Source organism: Streptomyces virginiae (assembly GCF_040638905.1).
In the GTDB taxonomy this organism is placed as follows: Bacteria; Actinomycetota; Actinomycetes; order Streptomycetales; family Streptomycetaceae; genus Streptomyces; species Streptomyces virginiae_B.
Genome location: NZ_JBEZYV010000063.1, coordinates 1 through 17,937, shown reverse-complemented (window position 1 = coordinate 17,937; position 17,937 = coordinate 1). Strand labels below are relative to the sequence as shown.

At 71.2% G+C, this 17,937-nt stretch carries 12 protein-coding genes and 2 pseudogenes; 5 read left to right on the top strand and 9 right to left on the bottom strand.

Annotation, left to right across the window (positions count from 1 at the left end):
- Nucleotides 1-183 precede the first annotated feature (183 nt).
- A complete protein-coding gene (locus AB0F82_RS37710) occupies nucleotides 184-936 on the bottom strand; it encodes an ASCH domain-containing protein (RefSeq protein ID WP_362636101.1) in 753 nt (250 codons plus the stop codon).
- Between the two features lie 1,109 nt (nucleotides 937-2,045).
- Between AB0F82_RS37710 and AB0F82_RS37705 the strand changes: the two genes are divergently transcribed.
- Together AB0F82_RS37705 and AB0F82_RS37700 are read left to right on the top strand one after the other, a co-directional pair.
- Nucleotides 2,046-3,545 (top strand): sensor histidine kinase, encoded by a 1,500-nt coding sequence (locus tag AB0F82_RS37705; protein WP_362636098.1) that lies wholly within the window; start codon nucleotides 2,046-2,048, stop codon nucleotides 3,543-3,545.
- Nucleotides 3,542-4,237: a response regulator transcription factor gene (locus AB0F82_RS37700; protein WP_362636095.1), complete on the top strand. Its 696-nt coding sequence runs from the start codon at nucleotides 3,542-3,544 to the stop codon at nucleotides 4,235-4,237. The genes AB0F82_RS37705 and AB0F82_RS37700 overlap by 4 nt, the downstream gene beginning before the upstream one ends.
- A gap of 90 nt (nucleotides 4,238-4,327) precedes the next feature.
- On the opposite strand, the pseudogene AB0F82_RS37695 reads toward AB0F82_RS37700, so the two are convergent.
- The 5 genes and pseudogenes from AB0F82_RS37695 to AB0F82_RS37675 all read right to left on the bottom strand — a co-directional run.
- Nucleotides 4,328-4,915: pseudogene (locus AB0F82_RS37695) on the bottom strand (phosphatase PAP2 family protein); the annotation flags it as partial.
- A gap of 314 nt (nucleotides 4,916-5,229) precedes the next feature.
- Nucleotides 5,230-9,366 carry a hypothetical protein gene (locus AB0F82_RS37690; RefSeq protein ID WP_362636093.1) on the bottom strand — a complete coding sequence of 1,379 codons (4,137 nt, stop codon included), beginning with the start codon at nucleotides 9,364-9,366 and terminating at the stop codon, nucleotides 5,230-5,232.
- Between the two features lie 250 nt (nucleotides 9,367-9,616).
- Nucleotides 9,617-9,730: pseudogene (locus AB0F82_RS37685) on the bottom strand (DUF4253 domain-containing protein); the annotation flags it as partial.
- A 1,232-nt stretch (nucleotides 9,731-10,962) separates the two neighbouring features.
- Nucleotides 10,963-12,117, bottom strand: coding sequence for an amidase (locus tag AB0F82_RS37680; protein ID WP_362636090.1), 1,155 nt, complete (start codon nucleotides 12,115-12,117; stop codon nucleotides 10,963-10,965).
- 136 nt (nucleotides 12,118-12,253) lie between these two features.
- Entirely contained in the window at nucleotides 12,254-12,595 is a 342-nt protein-coding gene (locus AB0F82_RS37675; RefSeq protein WP_362636088.1) for a hypothetical protein, read from the bottom strand.
- 217 nt (nucleotides 12,596-12,812) lie between these two features.
- On the opposite strand from AB0F82_RS37675, the gene AB0F82_RS37670 reads away from it, so the two are divergent.
- Entirely contained in the window at nucleotides 12,813-13,457 is a 645-nt protein-coding gene (locus AB0F82_RS37670) for a hypothetical protein (protein WP_362636085.1), read from the top strand.
- 480 nt (nucleotides 13,458-13,937) lie between these two features.
- Nucleotides 13,938-14,372 carry a hypothetical protein gene (locus AB0F82_RS37665; protein ID WP_362636082.1) on the top strand — a complete coding sequence of 145 codons (435 nt, stop codon included), beginning with the start codon at nucleotides 13,938-13,940 and terminating at the stop codon, nucleotides 14,370-14,372.
- Nucleotides 14,373-15,155: 783 nt separating this feature from the next.
- Here AB0F82_RS37665 and AB0F82_RS37660 read toward each other — a convergent pair.
- From AB0F82_RS37660 to AB0F82_RS37650, 3 genes are all read right to left on the bottom strand, one after another.
- On the bottom strand, nucleotides 15,156-15,362 hold the full coding sequence (locus tag AB0F82_RS37660; protein WP_362636079.1) for a hypothetical protein: 207 nt from the start codon (nucleotides 15,360-15,362) through the stop codon (nucleotides 15,156-15,158).
- Between the two features lie 606 nt (nucleotides 15,363-15,968).
- Nucleotides 15,969-17,009 (bottom strand): vWA domain-containing protein, encoded by a 1,041-nt coding sequence (locus AB0F82_RS37655; RefSeq protein ID WP_362636076.1) that lies wholly within the window; start codon nucleotides 17,007-17,009, stop codon nucleotides 15,969-15,971.
- 309 nt (nucleotides 17,010-17,318) lie between these two features.
- A complete protein-coding gene (locus AB0F82_RS37650) occupies nucleotides 17,319-17,561 on the bottom strand; it encodes a hypothetical protein (protein ID WP_362636074.1) in 243 nt (80 codons plus the stop codon).
- Nucleotides 17,562-17,612: 51 nt separating this feature from the next.
- On the opposite strand from AB0F82_RS37650, the gene AB0F82_RS37645 reads away from it, so the two are divergent.
- Complete coding sequence (locus tag AB0F82_RS37645) at nucleotides 17,613-17,855, top strand: hypothetical protein (RefSeq protein ID WP_362636072.1); 243 nt, start codon at nucleotides 17,613-17,615, stop codon at nucleotides 17,853-17,855.
- Nucleotides 17,856-17,937: the final 82 nt, after the last annotated feature.

Genomic DNA, 17,937 nt, shown 5'->3' with positions numbered 1-17,937 from the left:
GGTGGGCCCGCCGCCGGGCGCCGCACCACCCCCGCAGCGATAACTCACCGGAATGGTCCTTGGCCGCATCCCACCCCAACCGGTCGGGCGTCATCATGCGTCGCCCAGCCTCAGAGCCTTCTTCGCTGACGCCGTCTTCTTCGATGCTGCGGTCGTCCCAGTCGTCGCTGGTGCCTCCGCGGTTCAAGCGGCGCCTGTCTTGTCGTGGATCTGGAAGGTGATTACGTCGACTTCATCGGTTCCCGCCAGATCCGGGTAATGGCCCTTGAGGCCTTCCCGCAGTTCAGTTGCGGTCGTCAGCCCCTCGGCTTGGGCGTCCTGGTTGGTGAGGTCGCTGACCAGGCAGTGCCTGATACCGGTCACCTCTGCCGGCAGGACGACTTCGGGGTCGCTTGCAAACACCAGCCGTGCCGGCCCGAGCTGGGCCGGGTCCCGGAAGCGGGTGGTCTTGGTCTTGGCGCCGGAGCGGACGTCGGCAAGGTAGCGGGGATCGAACCGGATGATCGGGGGACCGGCCGTCTCGGGGTCTTGGTAGAGCGATGGGTCGAGACCGTTCATGCCTTCCGGGGTCCATCGCTGAGTCAGCGGCATGAGGTCGGCGGCGAGAACGGACCTGGGCCCCGCGGGCGTGGGCACGATGACACGCATGGTGGGGTAGTAGTCCACGAAGACCTGCCGATCGCGCCCGCACGGGCCGATGACCCCCCGCCCGTGGTTTCCCACGGCAACGATGCAGCGCATCTGGCGGGCGCCCTGGGCTCGTGCGGCTCCCAGAGCCACGAGTTCGGCGCAGGGTCCGCCGGTGAAGTGGTAGACGTTCACGCCGGCGAACATCCGGTAGTCGGCGGCCATGACCGCAGCCCCCATCGTGTGGATCCCGTCTTCGTCGGACCCGGCGTCCGTATGCGCGTCTATGGTGCGGCGTGCCAGCTCCACGAGCTCACGCTCGTCATCATCGAGAGCTCGTGCAGATGACGGTACGTACACGTTTTCAGCCTTCCCTTTCGTCAGCAGTCGCCAAGATCATTCCACGCCATGCAGGTGGGCTCCACGGGATTTCGGCTTGCCTTGGCCCCTATGGTGGTCCCGTGGGCAGGGATGGAGCGCCCTGGCTGAGGCTGGTCGTGGTCATGACGACGATCCCGGGCGCGTCTCCTCATCACTCACCGCCTTCAGCCGCTACGTCCCGACTGCCTGACCGACACTGCCCACCTTCCGGCCTGGCAGGGTACCCGGCGCCTCCCCCACACCTTCCTCTGCGACCAGCACAACCGGCTCCTGGCCTGGCAGTGTCCCGCCTGTCAGGCGCCGGCGTTCTCCAACGGCTACCGGCACGACGGACGGGCGGCCCACCCAGCTCCTCCCCGCTCCCAGCCAGCGCCCGCTGCCGCCACCGTGTCGGCGGCGGCCGGGCCGCCGCTTGCGGCCAGCTTCTCGATCAGCCGCCGGACCACTCCCACAGCCGACCCCGGCCATGACGCACGTGGACCTCCGGCTCGCCGAAGCCGCCGCAGCCAGGACCGGCCACCAAGTGCCAAGTCCACGAGACGTCGCCCCAGTGGTTCTTCCCCGCGTGGGCTGAGCTGGGGTCGCCGTTCGTCCCTCGGCGGAGGAGCTGACCGCCGGCCGGGACTGGTGACCGAGGACGGGAAAGCCACCTCGGTCAAAGCCATTCGCCAAGGGTTGCGACCCTGGCGGTCGCGTCGTAGCGCGAGCCAGGGCGGCGTACGGATGCCGGACCGCGCAAACCGGGGCGTCGCTTTCGGCAGGGCGTGTCAGGGGCGCCCGCCTCGCGGGTTTCGACGGCCAGCACTTCGCAGACAACGCCGCCCAGAAACGCTGTGGCCTGCCGATGCCACTGATGAACTCGCAAACTGGCCTGTCCGGTCAGACCCTCAGGGTGATGGCGCCTGTGACTGATTCCCAATCATGGTCGTCAAGAAGTCCTTGATCCGGCCTGCTCGGCAAGGGCATGAGATCCCGGGCCTGCGGTAGTGGACTTTCGGCAGTGCCGCGGGGCGGCGGAGTTCCGTAGGGTCGCGTGCGTGAGAACAGTGATCATCAAGGCCCGGGTGCCGGCACCGGTACTGTCCGCAGGTCTCTTCATCGGGGCGGTGGCGGCTGTTGGCACCGGTGTCGCCACCCTGTGGTGGGGCATACCGGCGGCGGTCTGCGCCTTCCTCGCGGGCTGGCAGCCGGGGCGGAACCGCAGCACGGGGGCGGCCTTGGCCGGAGTGCTCGCGGCCGCGGTGGTGGCTGTTCTCATGGTGCCGGCATGGTTGGGCTGGGCGAGCCAGTTCGTGGGGTTGTTGCTCGTGGCGGCGATGCTGCCGTGGTTCGCGGGCCGGTTCCTGCGCCAGTACCGGGCACTGGTTCGGGCTGGGTGGGAGCGGGCCGCGAGGCTGGAGAGGGAGCAGCATCTGGTCGCCGAACAGGCCCGGTTGCGCGAGCGGACCCGGATCGCGCAGGACATGCATGACCTCCTGGGCCACGACCTCAGCCTCATCGCTCTGTCCGCGGGGGCCTTGAAGCTGGCCCCTGGTCTGTCTGAGGGCCACCGGGCCACCGCCCGGGAGATCCGCGCCAGGGCGGGAGCGGCCGTGGACCGGCTCGGCGAGGTGATCGGTGTACTGCGCGAGCCATCGGATCTGGCTCCGGGGTCCGAGCCCGGCGCTGGGCTCACCGAAGTCGAGGGCCTGGTGGACCGGGCGACCGCGGCGGGGCTTGACGTCCGGCTGCGGGTAGAAGGCGAAGCGGCGGCCGGTGACGCGCCGCTGGTCGTCGAGCGGGCCGTGCTGCGCGTCGTCCAGGAGTCGCTGACAAACGTTGCCAAGCACGCCCCGGAGCACCGGGCGACCGTCGTCGTCCGACGCATGGAAGGACGGACCGAGGTCAGTGTGACGAACGAGCCGGTGCCCTCCGTGTCTGCGGCCCACCAGGGCCACGCCCCCCGTCCCGCACCTGGGCCCCGGGCCTCCGTACCCGGCGAGGGCCACCGCTTCGGTCTCATCGGCCTGGATGAACGCGTCCGACTGGCCGGTGGAACCTTCGCATCGGGCCCCGAGGGCGGCGGGTTCGCCGTCAGGGCCGGGCTCCCGCACCGCCCCGGATCCGTGCTCCCGCCACGACACGCCGAGCCCGATGGTCCAGGTGACGTACTGCCTCCTGAGCACCGCAGTGCCCGTCGCAGGCTGGGCCGTACTGCCGCCGCGGCCGTCCTGGTGCCGCTGTGCACCATCGCGTTGCTCATCGGCGGGGTACGGGCGTGGGACACCGTGACGGCACGGCAGTCGGTCCTCGCCCCTCAGCACTACGCCCTTCTGCGCGTTGGTCAGCCACGCGCGGACGTGGCGCCTTACCTGCCCGAGCGCCAGACTACCCGTCGCCCAGCATCACCCACGCCCGCACCACAAGATGCGGCCTGCGAGTTCTACGTACAGACCGGCGACCCGTTCGACGACCGCTCGGGGGACATCTACCGTCTCTGCTTCCGGGCCGGACTCCTGGTCTCCACCGACAACTACACCGGGAAGGCAGTCCGATGATCCGGATCCTGATCGCCGACGACGAGCCCATGATCCGCGCAGGCGTCCGCGCAGTCCTTGCCACCGACCCCGGTATCACCGTCGTCGCCGAGGCAGCCGATGGCCACCAGGCGGTGGAGCTCGTCCAGCGCCACCGCCCGCAGGTGGCCGTCCTCGACATACGGATGCCGGAGACCGGCGGTATGGAAGCCGCCGCCGAGATCCGAAGGACCGTCCCGGAAACGGGTGTGGTGATGCTGACGACCTTTGGGGAGGACGAGTACATCCTGCGCGCCCTGAGCGAAGGTGCCGCCGGCTTCCTGATCAAGTCCGGCGAGCCGGAGGAACTGATCGCCGGTATCCGGGCGGTTGCCGACGGCGCCGCCTACCTGTCACCGAAGGTCGCGGCCCGGGTCGTCGCGCATCTCGCCGCCGACGGTGCGGGCGCCCAAGCCAACCGCCGCTCCGCGGCCCGGGCCCGCGTCGAGGCTCTGACCGCGCGGGAGCGGGAGGTGCTCGGGTTCCTCGGCAGCGGGTTCTCCAACGGGCAGATCGCGCGCCGCCTGCGCCTGGCGGAGGGAACGGTGAAAGCCCACGTCAGCTCGATCCTCGCGCGCCTCGGCGTCGACAACCGGGCCGCGGCGGCCGTGGTCGCGCACGAGGCCGGCGTGGTCCCGGTGCCGTCCGACCCGCTGCTTTACAAGAAGACCTGACACCGCCCGTACGGCAATCGGCAGTACGAGGAGGCGTACGGTCACTGCGGCCGTCGCGCCGAGCGCCGCGCCCGCCAGGACGTCGTGCGGATAGTGCACCCCGACCAGCACCCGCAACAGGGCGGCCAGCCCCGCCACCGGCAGCACCAGGGCCGCGAGCCGAGGACGCACCAAGATCACCCCAACTGCCAGCACGACCGCCAGGGTGGCATGGTTGCTGGGGAACGACCAGTCGCCCGGCTCGGGACACGATGCGAGGGCCGAGATCCCTGGCAGGGCACGACACGGACGTTCCTCGTCGACAAGGAGTTTGATCGCCTCACTCAGTGCGTAGGCGACAACGGTCCCGGCGGCCGCCACTGCCACCCCGGCCAGGGCCGGCACGTCACGCCGGCGCAGGGCGCTCCAGCCGACCCAGGCCAGCAGCAGGCCCAGGAACAGCAAAGTACCCTCACTCGCCGCTTCCAGGGCGGTCTCGGCCCACGTCGGCCCCTCCGCCACGCTTCCAGTCAGGGCACGGTAGGCCCCCGCAGAGAGGCCCGCCGTGACGTGCACCGGTTCATTCGTGCCCAGTGTGCCGCCGGGCGCCAGCCAAACCACAGCCGCTGCCCCCGTCCCGGCCGACGCGACCGCCACCGGCAGCCGTCGGCCCCACCCGTACCGCTTGATCGATTCCATGCCGCCGACGGTAGGGAACACCGCAGGCCCGGGGCCCTGGCTGAACGGCAGCCCAGTCCCCCGACGATCGTCAGGGTTGACCGGACAGCCTCGGAGATCCAGAGGCCGTCACGAAGCCGTGAGCGTCATGCGGCAGCGGCTAAGCGGTCACGAATCTCCTTCTGAACTGCGCGGGCGGCGGGGCGCGCAGCCGCCGGCGGCACACCCAGGCGCAAGCACTCGGTGGCGTCGGCCTGCGCGACCATCACCCCCGCCACCCTTGCCTTCCTGCTGGCGTGGCACGGAGCCGTATTTGCGTGAGGCGTGCAGCAGCATCACGCCTTCGTGCCTGGCCGTGCCGCACTGTCCGCCCAGGCTCGGGTGAACCGCTCGTGCGCGGGTGCCGGGACCGCTGCGGGGGCTTCTGCCGGGGCGGCGGGTTTGGGGCGCGGGGCCTTTGCGGCGGTCAGCTCCTTGCGGACGGCGCGGTGGTGGTCGATGGACCAGGAGTTCCAGCGGCGGAGTGTGCGGTCGGCCGGGCGGTCGAAAGCGTGCAACTGGAGCTGGAGGGCGGCCGCGTCACGGCTGACACCGAGAGCCGCCGCCACCTCGTCCACCAGGTCAGGGACGCTGAACAGCGGGTTGCTCTCGTACTGGCCCGGCGGAACGGGGGTGGTGGCGGACCGGTCCGCCAGCCTGCGCAGAGCGGTGAGCAGATCGGCGGGCAGGTCCGTGAGCCCGCCGAGCAGGACGCGGGCACCCTGCGCCGCAGGGTCTTCTACCGGGCGCTCGGCGAGAGCCCAGGCGACGGCGGTGGCGGCGGCCTGCATGCCGTCGGTCTCCACAGGTGTCTCGAGGCGGCCGGTGAGCAGGGCCGTGGCCCAGATCTCCGGGAGTCCGTGATCCGCGGCGAGGGCAGCGGCATGGCTGCCGTCATCGGTGTACGGGGCACTGCCGAGCAGCTGGGCCCAGGCCGCGGCCATGCGTTCCGCGGCCGCGGTCATCCCGCCGGGGGCCCAGAGCTCCGCCGGGTCGCCGGGCAGAGCGGCGGCGAGCACGGCGCGTCGGCCGTCCGGACCGAGCCTTCGCTGGAACTCGTCGTACGCGTAGAGGGTGTTCTGGTCCGCCTTGTACGGCTTGGCGCGGACCAGCTTGCGGTGCGCACCGTAGTCGTCGCTGCCGGCGAATCCGTCGAGGACCAGGGCGGCGATCGGGCGCGCCACCCCGGTGCGCCAGCGGAACAGGTCCACGGCCTCCTCGGGCACCGGCAGCGGGCCCTGTCCGGCGAGCAGGGCCAGCAGGCGGGGGAGCCGGGTGGAGTCATCGGCGGCGATGGTGTGCGTGGCGCACTCCTCGGCATCGGCGGGCACCGGATCGGCTGCTCGCTGGAGGAAGGGGGCGAGGCGGCTGCGCTCCGGGCCGGAGGCCACGGCGAAACCGTCCGCGCGCAGTGCGGCGATCCGCTGCTCCGGGGCCCGGCCGGTCCGCCAGGAGCTCCCGGCCTCCGCGAACGGCTGCCGGCTCCATACGCCGAGCAGGGCCGCGAGCGCCTGTCGCTGCTCGTCGGGCGTGGCCGCGACGACAGTCCGCCAGGCCACGGCATCGATCCGGCCGGTCAGCACCGCCCACTCGGAGGGCGGCGCGGGCAGGGCGAGCACCCGTACCTCGTCGTCGATCTCGCCGCGCAGGTACCGGCCGTCGGCGGCGACGGAGGTGAGGAGGGCGGGCTGTGGCTGCGGCTGCCGTTCCTCGTAGCCGCGCAGCTGGGGCAGCAGGCCGTGGAGGGCCGGGACGAGCCGGTTGTCCGGCGCAGGGTCGGGCAGGTCGACGACCGGCCCGGCCCGCATGACGGCGACCCGGTGGGACAGCTCCCGGCGGCGGCGCAGTACGTCGGCGGCGAGCCGGACGGCGCGGTCGACGCCCTCCTGGACCCGCGGGTCGGTCACGCCGGGCAGGGCGCGCCCGATGCCCTGGTGCAGCAGCTCGCGCACCGCACTGTCGGTGACCGTCCGCAGGACACGGGACGAGGGCTCGTCGCGCGGGGTGAGGAAGTGCCAGAAGGCAGGTGGCGGAACCGGCCCGGCCAGTTCGCCCAGGGTGGCCCGGCTCCGGGTCCTGTGGCGGCTGCCGGGGAAGCCCTGGACCTGCCAGAGCAACGAGTTGTCGCCGGCGGCGTGGCAGCGGATGGTGGTTCCTCCGGCCAGGACGGCGTCCTCACCGCCGAGCGGCAGGGCAAGGATTCCCCACGGGCGACGGCCCCGGGTGTTGCTGCGGTAGGAGGCGGTGCGGCCGTCGATGGACTCCAGCACGAACTCGCGGGGCGAGGGACCCGCGTACGGGGTGCGGTAGTCGACCCGGCAGCCGGTGAGTGTGCCGTCCTGGCCGAGCGGGGAGAGCGGGGCGCCGGGAGGCAGCGCGGCGAGAATCCGGTGGTCGGGGAACGGCTTCGTGCCAGGCGGGGACTTGGCGGGGTCGTGGAAGGCGGGCAGAGTGCGGTCGGCGGTGGGAACACCGGTGGCACGGTCGATGCGGGCCCAGCCGCCGCGCCCCTCGCTGAACACCGTGGCGCTCCAGAAGGCGTGGCCGTCGTTCATCTGGTAGTCGCGGTGACCGATGCCCTCACGGCCCCCGGCCCTCAGCACGCGTTCCCCGTCGAACCGGCCGCCCCCGTCCGGCGTTTCGAACTGGTAGCCGAGGCCGCCCTGGATGCTGCCGCCGTAGGGGCGCAGCCCGTACGTCTCCTCCGGTTCGAACGTCTCGCCGGGGTGGTCGGACCAGTAGGCGGTGGTGGAAGCGTTCTCCTTGTGCTCCTCGTTCCAGGCGACGAGGAACTGGCCGCCGACCCAGTGGACGGTGTGGCCGAGTGCGCCGTCGGGCAGTTCCAGGGTGTGCTCCGCGCGCAGCCCGGCGTGGTCGACGGCGAGAGCGCGGGTCTCGCCGTACACGGTGAGCACCGGCCAGGTGCAGGTGACGTGCACGGTTTCGTCGGGCCGGAACGCGGCGAGGGCCCGGTCCAGTGCGGGCCAGCCCAGCTCCTCGGGGAGCCCGGCCCGCAGGGCGCGGGCCAGCGGGCCGGTGAGGTCGAGTGCGTCGAGGGCCTCCTCGATGCCGTCCAGGGCGATGGCGGTGGGCCGGTCGAGGAGGCCGTACAGCTCGTCGACGGCCTCGTCGGCGGCGGCGAGGCCCCCGCCGCGCAGGGCGTCGAGCAGCTTCTCGACGCGGGCGTGCACCTCGGCCGTGATGCCCGGGTTGTGCGGGAGCCGGCTGATGGCAGTGCCGCTGATCGCGGTGCCGCTGATCGCGGTGCCGCCACGGGTGCGGAGCCCGGCGTGCACGGTGCCTTCCAGCCGGGGGCCGAACACCGGGTCGGTGGCGAGTGCCTTGAGGTCGCGCTGGGAGTGCTCACCCCAGAACTCCAGGCTGATCGCAGCACCGGGGTCGTGGACGGGTACGCGCTCGGCGAGGCAGAGGTCGAGGAGGTCGGCGTCCAGGTGCGGCCACCGGTAGCGGTCCTCGTGCAGCCGGACCGGGGTGCCGTGCGCGCGCAGCAGCGGAGCGAACCGGCCCACCAGGTCGAAGAGTTCTGCGGGCATGGGCTGGCGGGTCACCCCACCGCCGGCGACCGTGCGGTGGGAGTATCCGGCGGCGTACCGGCGCAGCCAGTCGCCGAGGCCGCCCTCCGGGGTGATCCGCCCGGCCGCGGCCGCGTCGGCAACGCCGCACGCGATGAGCAGACGCAGCCAGGCAGCCGCGTCGTTCTTCGACTCGGGAAACAGGTCGAGGAGGGCGGTGGCCTGCTCGTCGGCGGGCGGGTGGTCGTGGAGCGGGCCGGCTGCCGCGTCGAGCAGCCGGTCGGGTATGGCCTTGCCTCGGGCCGCGGCCAACACCCCGCCCAGCACCCGGGCTTCCTCCTCGCTGCCGAGCCCGGCAGCACGGGCCGAGTCCCGGACCCGGCGGGCCAGATCGGCGGGGAGCTCGCCGGGGGACGCCGCCCAGGCGCTCAGCAGGCAGACGAACTCGTGGTGCGCGTCGACCGGTTCGAGGACACCGGCCAACCAGGCTGCCGCTCCGCTGAGTTCACTGGCGGGCAGGGCGCCGAAGCGGGCGAACAGCAGCTGATTCGCCCGCCGCCAGTCGGGATCGACCGGGAGAGCGTGGGTGCGCTCGGCGGCGCGCGCCTGCGCGTAGGCGCGGGCTGCGGAGCGGCGGTGCGTCTCCAGCATCCAATGACCGATGGTGTCCCAGAACCAGGGCAGGTGGGCGGCCGGCAGGCCCCGGGCCAGGCGCTCCGCGTCGTCCACGAACCGGCCGGGCTTCTCCCAGGCCCGGTGCCGGCTGCTGCCCGCCCGTTCCAGTGTGTCGCGGGCGTCTGTTTCGATGCCCGGCCCCTGAGTACGTGCCCAGTCGGCGTACGTCTCGGAGATACGGTGATTGGCTGGGAGCGGGACGGGAGTTCCGGTGTTGCTGGTCATACGTGTGATCTTGCCAGGCGGTTCTGACAGGGGGTTCACGAGTGCCTCTGATCAGGCATGCGTGAAGCCCTTGAAGGTCGCTTCCCGCCAGACGGGTGATCGTTTCCCAGGTATGGGACGGATCAGTCCCACCAGAAGTCCCAGCGGTGGGCACCGGTGATCTGCTCGGCGTACGCGGCCAGTGTGTCGGCCTGCTGCCCTGCCAGATGTTGTCCGGGCAGAACGCAAAGTGCTCGGCCGCGACCAGGAGAGCATCCCGCTCGCTCACCGGCGGCGCGGCGACGCTGAGGCGCAGCGCGTCGAACCCCACTGGGACGACACGGGCGCCGAACCGGTGCTCCCGATCGTGGAGGACGGCGGAGATCGTCGCGGTGTCGTGTCGTAGTTGCAGGGGCCGAACCAGCCCGCAACGGTCAACGCTTCGGCACCCGAAGGTGCGGCGATCAGCCCCAGCCGTGTTCGCGGGCGGTCGACGAGGAACGCCTTGACGAACTCGGTGGCCAGTTCATCGGGGCCGGCTTGCGCTCCGGCGGCGGGGTGCGGGGCCGGGCCGTGTCTGCCCGAAGGGTGTGGTGACGGCGCGGCGCCTCTTGACGTCGAGCATGTCGTCGAAGGAGCTCGTTCTCCTAGCTCGTACGCGACGTCGGCGATCGCCGACACCATCTCCTGGACGGCCGGCTCGGCCCAGGCGTAGCGCTGGGGGTCGATCGCGGCGAAGGGTCGGCCGCGGACGAGCGCGAGGGCCCGGCGCAGGGCGAGCTCGCCGTCCTCGTCGTGGGGGGGGGCGAGGCCGGTGCGGGCGAAGTTCTGGAAGGTCCGCCAATCGCAGGTGACGGCCTGGGCGAGGCGGTAGCGGCTGCCGCCGGTGTCCTGGACCCGCGGAAAGAACGCCTCGCCGTCGGCATCCTTGCCGAGCCAGGAGCGGGTGCGGCTGATGACGGCGTTGCGCATCTGCTTGTTGACCAGGCGGCCCGGCCAGAGGGCGTCGTCGATGCGTGGTGCTCGGCGCCGGGGTGGAGCACGAGGTAGGAGACGAGTTCGACGGCGGCGCTCTGCCGGTTGGAGTCGATCCGGCCCGCGGCGCCTTCGATGACCACTCGCCCGAGCAAGAGCACCGTCGGCGCGGTGGCTCGGGTGTCGTCGGCATCGTCAGCGGCGCGAGTCGGGGCGAGCAACGGGAAGGGGGCCAGGCCCGGGTTCTCGGCCTCAGGGGTCGCCTCGGCCGGGTCGGCTTTGGAGGACGCCGACGTGCTCCAGGTCCACGAGGACCAGGCGGCCGACGCCGTCCCGGCCCAGGGAGACCAGGGCCGGGTAGGGCGCGTCGGCGCCCTGGAAGGCGTCGTGGTCGGCGAGGCGGCCGCGTCGAGGAGGTCGAAGCCGGTGGGGTGCTGGGCGGCGCGCAGGCCCTGTTCGGTGGCGGCGGCGCTGCCGGGGGGCGGGGCGGCAGCCTCGCCGCCGGCGGACGCAGTCACGGTGATCGCGGCGGCCCACCGGGCAGCCGCGGTGAAGTGGCCGGCCGTGAACAACGTGTCGACCAGGGCAACGGTGAAGCGTGGGCGTTGCCGCCGGTCTTCCAGGTGGGCTCGGCGAAGGGCTCTACTGGGTTGCGAGTGCGCGGGCGGCGATGCCGAGGAGCTGCCGCTCGCGGTGCGGCGGGGCTACGAGTTGGAGGCCGACGGGCTGCCCCTGAGGTGTGGTTCCGGCGGGGAGGCTGATGGCCGGGTGCCCGCTGACGTTGAACGCCCAGGTCAGTGCGACGCTCATCCGTGGTCCGGGACCCTCGTGGCCGTGCGGCGGATGCGGGGTGGTGGGGGTGAGCACGAGGTCGGCACGCGCGAAGCAGTCGGCCAGGCGTGCGTCATTGACGGTGATCGTTTCGATGTCGTCGGGGGAGGACGAACCGCTGCGGAGGGCCGTCCAGGCTGGTGCCGGGTCGAGGAGCGTGAGTTCGGCGTCGTCGTGCAAAGTGATCAGTCCGGCAGCGACGAGACCGCCTGCGGTGCGCCGGGCGACGGCGGCGACAGAGGGGTCGGTGTCCGCGTAGCCCAGAGTGTCTGACCAGACGGCTGTGAGCGGAGGCGTGGGGCCGGAGACGGCCGCCTCGGACGACTTGGTGTCGACCGCGTCCAGGTAGGCGAGGGCGTCCGGGACCGTGCGGGACAGGACGCCTGGCGTGTTCAGCCCCGCTCGGTCCCGGGCTGGCAGGAGGCCGTTGGTGGGCTTGAATCCGATGATGCCGCACCACGCGGCGGGGATGCGGATCGATCCGGCGCCGTCGGACCCGGTTGCCAGAGGGACCAGGCCGGCGGCGACTGCGGCCGCGGAGCCTGCGGAGGAACCCCCGGGAGACCATGCCGGATTGAGCGGGTTCACGGTGGGGCCCCGGTCAGTGTGCCCGTACGTCTGCCAGCCCTGACCGGTGCGTGGCCTCGACGTGGCACCGACCGGCACGCATCCGGCCGCCACCAGGAGGGAGTTCTGGTGCGAGTCGGGTCCTTCGCCGGCCTTGACTCCGATCGGCGCACCCGCAAGCGGCAGCCGGGCACCGCGGGCGATCTGCGCGTCCACTTGGGCCGCCCGCGCCAGAGCCTGCTCGGCCCACACCTCCGTGAACGCCCGCAGTTCCGTGTCGCGCTCGCGGATGCAGGCGAGGGCTGCGGCGGCGACGTCCACGGCAGTCGCGGCGCCGCACCGCACCAGCTGGGCGATGTCCACGGCGGAGAGGGCCGCGTACTTATGCGTGGTGATCACAGGGGTGCTCCTGGCTCCGTGTGTGCGGGCACGCCGACGGCCGCCGTGAAGGGATACGCCCGCGCCCTGACCCTCGTCGGCAACATCGGCGGAGCCGTCGTTCGATACGGCCCGGCCACGCGACGACCTGGGGTGTTCAGGACTGGTCCATGGCGTCGATGACCAGCAGCTGGTCCTCGGAACATGCCGCGACAGCGCCGGGGTGGATGCTGGTGTGATGGAGGTGTCCGTTCATGCCGAGCCGCGTTTCATCGGCCAGAAGTGGCAACACGTCACGGGCGTGCGCGATGTGGCGCAGTGGATAGCCCGAGGACAGCACTTCCTTGGCCTTCCCCTGCTCCTTGAGCTCTCGCAGCCAGCCCAGGGTGCCGGTCGTCGACCAGTAGGCGAGGGTCCGCTCCGCGTCGTGGTGTCCGTCGGTCTCGGGATTCCGGGTCTGCTCCTCAGTAGGTATGTAGATCGATATGTTCCAGCGCATGCGGTTCCCTCCTTCGGATGGTGGTCGGCTCATCGTAAGAGCCTCCACCGACCGCGGCGTTGCCGCCCGGCCGGGACACGACGTGATCAGCGCGATCGGGCTTCCCCCTGTGCCGCGATCGCGTCCGCGACCTGGTCGCCGTGCTCACCACCCGGAAGGTGACGCCGCACGGACGTGTGATGATCACAACTATGGGAAGCGGGAGGGAACAGGAATCATGAACGGCACGAGCTGCCCGCAGTGCGGAACGATCGACCAAGTGCGCAGCGTGCGCGCCGTCTACGAGGAACAGACCGGGACCTATGCAGGGGTGTCGGCCGGCTACTCCTCAGGTACCGGTTTCGTGCCAGGCGTAGGGTCGGTTGCGGTCTTCGGCCGTTCGACTGTGCACACGTCGGGGGTGTCGAGCACCCTGCTGGCCCAGCAACTGGCGCCGCCGCCCCGGCCGGTCCTGGAACAGCAGCAGGGCGGCTGCGCGCTGGCCGTGCTCTGGGCCGTGCCGGTGGTCGTGGCCCTGATGACGCTGCCGCTGCTGGCCGGCGGCGAGCCCGGCGCGGGGCGCAACGCTTTGATCTTCTGGGGTGTGGCGGGCCTGCCCGCCCTGGTCGGCGCCGTGGTCGTACTGCTCCGCCGCGTGCTGGCGCGGCGGGCGGCCGGGAAGCGGTTCCGGGCGCAGACGGCGGCCTTCCCCGGGCTGTTCGCGGTGTGGGAGGCGGCATTCACCTGCGGGCGCTGTTACCTCGCGTTCCTGCGGGCCGGGCCGTTCGCGCCGGCGGGCCCGCGCTGCGTCCCGGTGCCCGCCTTCCAGCAGCTGGTGTGGACCGTGGCGCAGGAGACCACGGGCACCGGCACACCGTTCTGACACCTGGCCGCGGCAGGCGTTCACAGTCAGCCTTCACTTCCACATCACTTCACCGCAACGCAGGTGCTCCCCGACGACACGGGGCGCCTCCGCCACCGGCGTGACCGGCCTGGGTCGTCGCGTAGCGGTCCTCGCCGCCGAGTGCTCCCCGCCGACGCCAGGTGCCGTACGCCTTGCGACTCTCGGCCAATCAGTGTCCGCCCGTGTGCCCCACGCCGGAGAGCGGAAGGGGTCCGGTTCCTCTGTCCCCTGCGGTTGGCGTCGAGTGTTCACCGCGTCTGCGAGGCAGCCGAAACGAGACGGTCCCTGTCGCGGTGGAACGCGGGCGCCATGTGAACAGATACGGTCGGGCACGCCAACGCCGACAGCACGCACCACGGAGGCTGTCCAGCGGGATTCGCCGCAGCGAGGGTGTTGCCACCCCGTCACGCATGCCGCCCCTGCTGCATCCTCTACGAACCACGGACCGACGAACAAGGAATGAGCGCGCAGATGAAAACGACGATCCAGTCAGGATTAGGCACCGCACTTCTGCTCCTGGCCGCCATGACGGCCACCAGTGGCTCCGCCGCCGCCCAAGTGGCGGGGGCTGACGCCCCGGTAGCAGACCAGGCCCGGCTGACAGGGCAATGGACTGAGTCCGTCGACAAGAACCGCCCGGGAATCACCTTCTACATCCAGAAGCTGACCTTCACCGCGGACGGGCGTTTCGAGCAGATCAACAACGTGATCTGCAACCTGGACAATTGCCCCGCGTTCAAGATCGGCGTTAACACGGGCACCTACCGTACGGAGGGAAGGACCATCCACCTCGACGGAAACCTCTCGGACCTCCACGGCGCCGTCCTGAGCAGCAACATCATCGTCCTCGACAAGCACCTTCTTCACCGCACGGCCGCCGACGCCACGGAATAGCTCGCTGGACTTGGGAGGAGATACGTCCGAAGCCCTGTCAGAGCAGTTCGCCGGCTGTAGCGTTCATACCTCCCGTCGGCTCGGGGTCCGCTGCTCCCCTCATGGGTGTCCTTCAACGTGATCGACACGGAGAAGCAGGATTGGGCACGTGGTTGGGCGTCGCTCAAAATGTTCTCCGAGCGTGAGGTGCACGCCAGGGCTCCGTAGAAGACGGCGACGGCCTGCCCCCAGAGCGCTCTGGGCCCCGGGCCTCACCCGAGCACGCCATATCGGCACGGGCTACCCGGACCTCGGCTTGATCGACAGCCCCGCCGACGGGGGTTGCCGATCTTTGCCCTGACCACCTGCCGCCCGCCACGCGCGGTGCTGGTGGCCAGGGCCGGGGCCCGCCCCGGGCAGACCCGTGGGGAAACGGATAGAGCCTCCGGAGCGGTGTGCGTCCCATTCGTCCAACGATGTGGCACTCCAAGGGTTCCGGCCCCTTGACCGCCGACGTGTGAACGCCGTGACACGGGGCCGGGGCGGACTGTCGTCCGGCGTGCCGCTGGGCTGCGTGATGGTGGCCGATGGCATGGTGGCCCTTCCCTCAGCACCCCGAGGCGCGCGCCGGCTGAGCGTGGCCCCGGGTCCTCCTGCCCGGGGCCACGCCATGCCGCGTGACGTGGCCGGGCGCCGACGTCACGCGCCTGGTCTGTGGTGGGCCGGGCCGTGGCATGAACAGAGCCCGGCCGGGGTGACTACGGGCGCCTGGCCGGGCTCTGCGTGCGTGGGGTGCTGCTTGAGTCAGAAGTCCTCGCGCAGGTCGTGCTCGTCGCGGCGCAGGTCCTCCTCGCGGCGCCGCTCCATCTCTTCCGGGCGCTGTCCGCCACGGGAAGGGGTGCCGGGCTCGGGGTGGACCGGGTCCTTACCGGGGCGCTGCGGGTGCTGGGGGCGCTGCTGTTCCTCGCGGCCCTTGCCCGGTTCCTGGCGCTTGTCCTGCATACCGCCCATGACGGCGACTCCTTGATGCGTGGGGGTGGTACTTCCTCCGCCACGCTGACACGCGGAGTCGCATCTCGCACTATTTCGGCTACGGATTGTGGCGGAAGGGTGAACGGTGGCCGGTGGCCGGTGCGGATGCGTTACGAGGCCGGGGTGCCGAGGATGCGCGCACTCCCTTTCCCCGCACCGTCAGGAGCAGGATTCACATGCTGGAGCGCTCCCTGCGCAAGAACCGCACCGCGGCCACCTTCGTCCTACCCGCCGGCACCCCGGCCGAGGACGGAAATCGGCCGTCAGCGCCGAGCCGCCCCCGGGAACAGCCGCTCCTCCCGCTACCTGGCGGCCGGGGACTACTGGTTCAACAACGACAGCACCCAGGACGGGAAGGGCCTCAACAGCCCCTTGCACACCTGATACAGGGGCTCGGGCCCGGCAGCACCCGCGGCAGGGAAGCCCGCCCCGCCCATGAGCATCACGTGCCCGGTGTCCGGCTGGTCAGATGTCGCCGGTCCACACCTCGGGGCCGCCGCCAGGAAACGGCCGCCTTCGACTTCGGCCGGCAGGAGCCGCAGGCGCACAGACCCCGCCGGCCGGCTCCGCGGGGCTCCCGAGGCGTCAGACCATGAGCAGAAGCCGCGTCTGCAGCGCGAGCTTCCGGTTCACGCTGGTGCTCTGTACGAAGATGGTGAACTCGTCGTTGTGGTCCGGCTTGACGCGGACTTCCGTGTCCGGCAGGCCGAGCAGGGCTCGGGCCTCTGGTCCCGTGTAGACCTGATCCGTCTTCTTCTCCAGTACCGCGATCTGCTTCCGCGCCTGAATCTTCTCCGACTTGCTCAGCTGGTAATAGGCGCAACCGGTGCGGTAGGTGTGTCCGCTTTCGACGACCCAGTCCCGGATGGCTGCTTCCCGGGCCACGGGAAGCAGGTGGTAGAGCGACGGATCGACCGGGGTGAGACCGGCCGCCGCAATGGATTTCTTGTTGACCGCCTCCACCCCTATGGAGAACACCGCCCGCGATCCACGAATTCCCCGGCTGCGGCCCACCATGAAGTTCTCGGTGGCCTTCAGGATGGCTTGTCCGGCTTCCTCCAGACCCTGTGTGCTCGTGGCATCCCAAACGGCGATGTTGTCCTTCGGGAAACCGCACTGCATGGCCTCGCGCTTGCCCATCTGGTCCGGCACGAGGACGGCCAGCGTCCAGTTGTCCTCCTGCGTCTCGATCATCGTAGCCACGGCCTGCACCAGTTCACGAGAGTCCCGGGCAGGGGCGTCCGGGCAGCGGTGACTTGCGTTCTCCTGCCCGTCGGTCAGCACAAAAGTGAGGAAGCTGTGGTCGCCGTAGAGCTGTGCCGTCTGCGCCAGTTCTCGCTGCGATTTCAAAGTGGCGGCCAGCAGGGCGGTCATTCCACCGGCCCGGTACATCTGCTTGAGGGACGGCATGCGCAGCACGTCCTTGTCGTAAATGACGCACTCGACCTTGTTCGAGAAGACGTACACCGTGACACGGGTCTCCTGATCCAGTTCCTGCGACCGGCGCGCCAGGTAGGCGATCTGTTGATCGGCGACCTCGACGACCTTTCCGCTCAGGTGTGACATGGACGAACTGGCATCCAGCACAAGAGCAACGTGATTGATGTAGTTCTGGTTTCCGGACATTGCCGCCCCCCGTTGTTCCGACCGACTCGATGCTCCGATCCTCTCAGCCACCACTGACAATCGGAGGGCGACGGGTCGTGGGGGGTGGCCATTTCGCTGGGCGGCGGACAACTGCATTGGCCTTCGCCAGCCCTCAGACCCCCGCTTCGGTCGGTATCGACCGGCGCGAGGAGGTCGAAGGCGAGGCCCGGACCCTGACCGTTCTCATCGGGGTGCTCGAGGACGATGCGCGGCCCGAGAAGATCCGCCATGCGCCCGGGGATACGCTTCCGTGTCGGCTCCCGGCCGGCCATGGCCCCGTAGGGGCGTCTACTTGGCGTCGGCCGGGATGGTCTCGTAGGTGACGGTGGCGTCGGGGCAGTCCTCGGCCGGTCCGAGGAGGGCTTTGCGTTCGCGTTCGTCGGCGGCCAGGTCCCAGCAGAGGTGAGTGCGGCGGATGTGCCCCGGTTCGGCGAAGGCCCGGCCGCCGCCCCCCGCTGACCGCCGAACGCACAGCACCGCCGAGCTGGCGTCCTGGCCGTTCAGGCCATCAGCCTCGTGGCGCCGGTTCACGGGCGCAGGCGCTGGAAGCGGAGCGGGTGACGGAAGACGCCGCCGTGGTCGATGGCGCGATCCGCGCTCACCTCGGCGACCAGGGGCGGGGCGGACGAGGGTGGCGTCCAGGACGTCACGGCTCCCCACGTCGCCGAGAAGCGCACGCCCTCCCCCGGTGTCCGCGGCAGCCAGGGCGGGGTGCTCGGCGTGCTGACGGGAGGCGTGCGGATGCAGCGGTACGGTCCGGCCGACCGTGCGCAGCGGCCGCCGGTGGTGCGCGCCGCTCAGCGTACGGGCGGGCTAGTGCTGTGACCGGGAAGGTTCGCCGGGTTGGGTGGTCAGGCCGCGGTGGGTAGGGGTCTGCCGCCCCAGCGGAGGCCTCTTTCGCTGCGGA

What these genes read in the sequence shown, in the direction of transcription:
- AB0F82_RS37675 (WP_362636088.1), bottom strand. Translation starts at nt 12,595, where the DNA reads ATGCGCTGGAACATATCGATCTACATACCTACTGAGGAGCAGACCCGG.
- AB0F82_RS37665 (WP_362636082.1), top strand. Translation starts at nt 13,938, where the DNA reads ATGAGCGCGCAGATGAAAACGACGATCCAGTCAGGATTAGGCACCGCA.
- AB0F82_RS37700 (WP_362636095.1), top strand. Translation starts at nt 3,542, where the DNA reads ATGATCCGGATCCTGATCGCCGACGACGAGCCCATGATCCGCGCAGGC.
- AB0F82_RS37660 (WP_362636079.1), bottom strand. Translation starts at nt 15,362, where the DNA reads ATGGGCGGTATGCAGGACAAGCGCCAGGAACCGGGCAAGGGCCGCGAG.
- AB0F82_RS37670 (WP_362636085.1), top strand. Translation starts at nt 12,813, where the DNA reads ATGAACGGCACGAGCTGCCCGCAGTGCGGAACGATCGACCAAGTGCGC.
- AB0F82_RS37645 (WP_362636072.1), top strand. Translation starts at nt 17,613, where the DNA reads ATGGCGCGATCCGCGCTCACCTCGGCGACCAGGGGCGGGGCGGACGAG.
- AB0F82_RS37655 (WP_362636076.1), bottom strand. Translation starts at nt 17,009, where the DNA reads ATGTCCGGAAACCAGAACTACATCAATCACGTTGCTCTTGTGCTGGAT.
- AB0F82_RS37690 (WP_362636093.1), bottom strand. Translation starts at nt 9,366, where the DNA reads ATGACCAGCAACACCGGAACTCCCGTCCCGCTCCCAGCCAATCACCGT.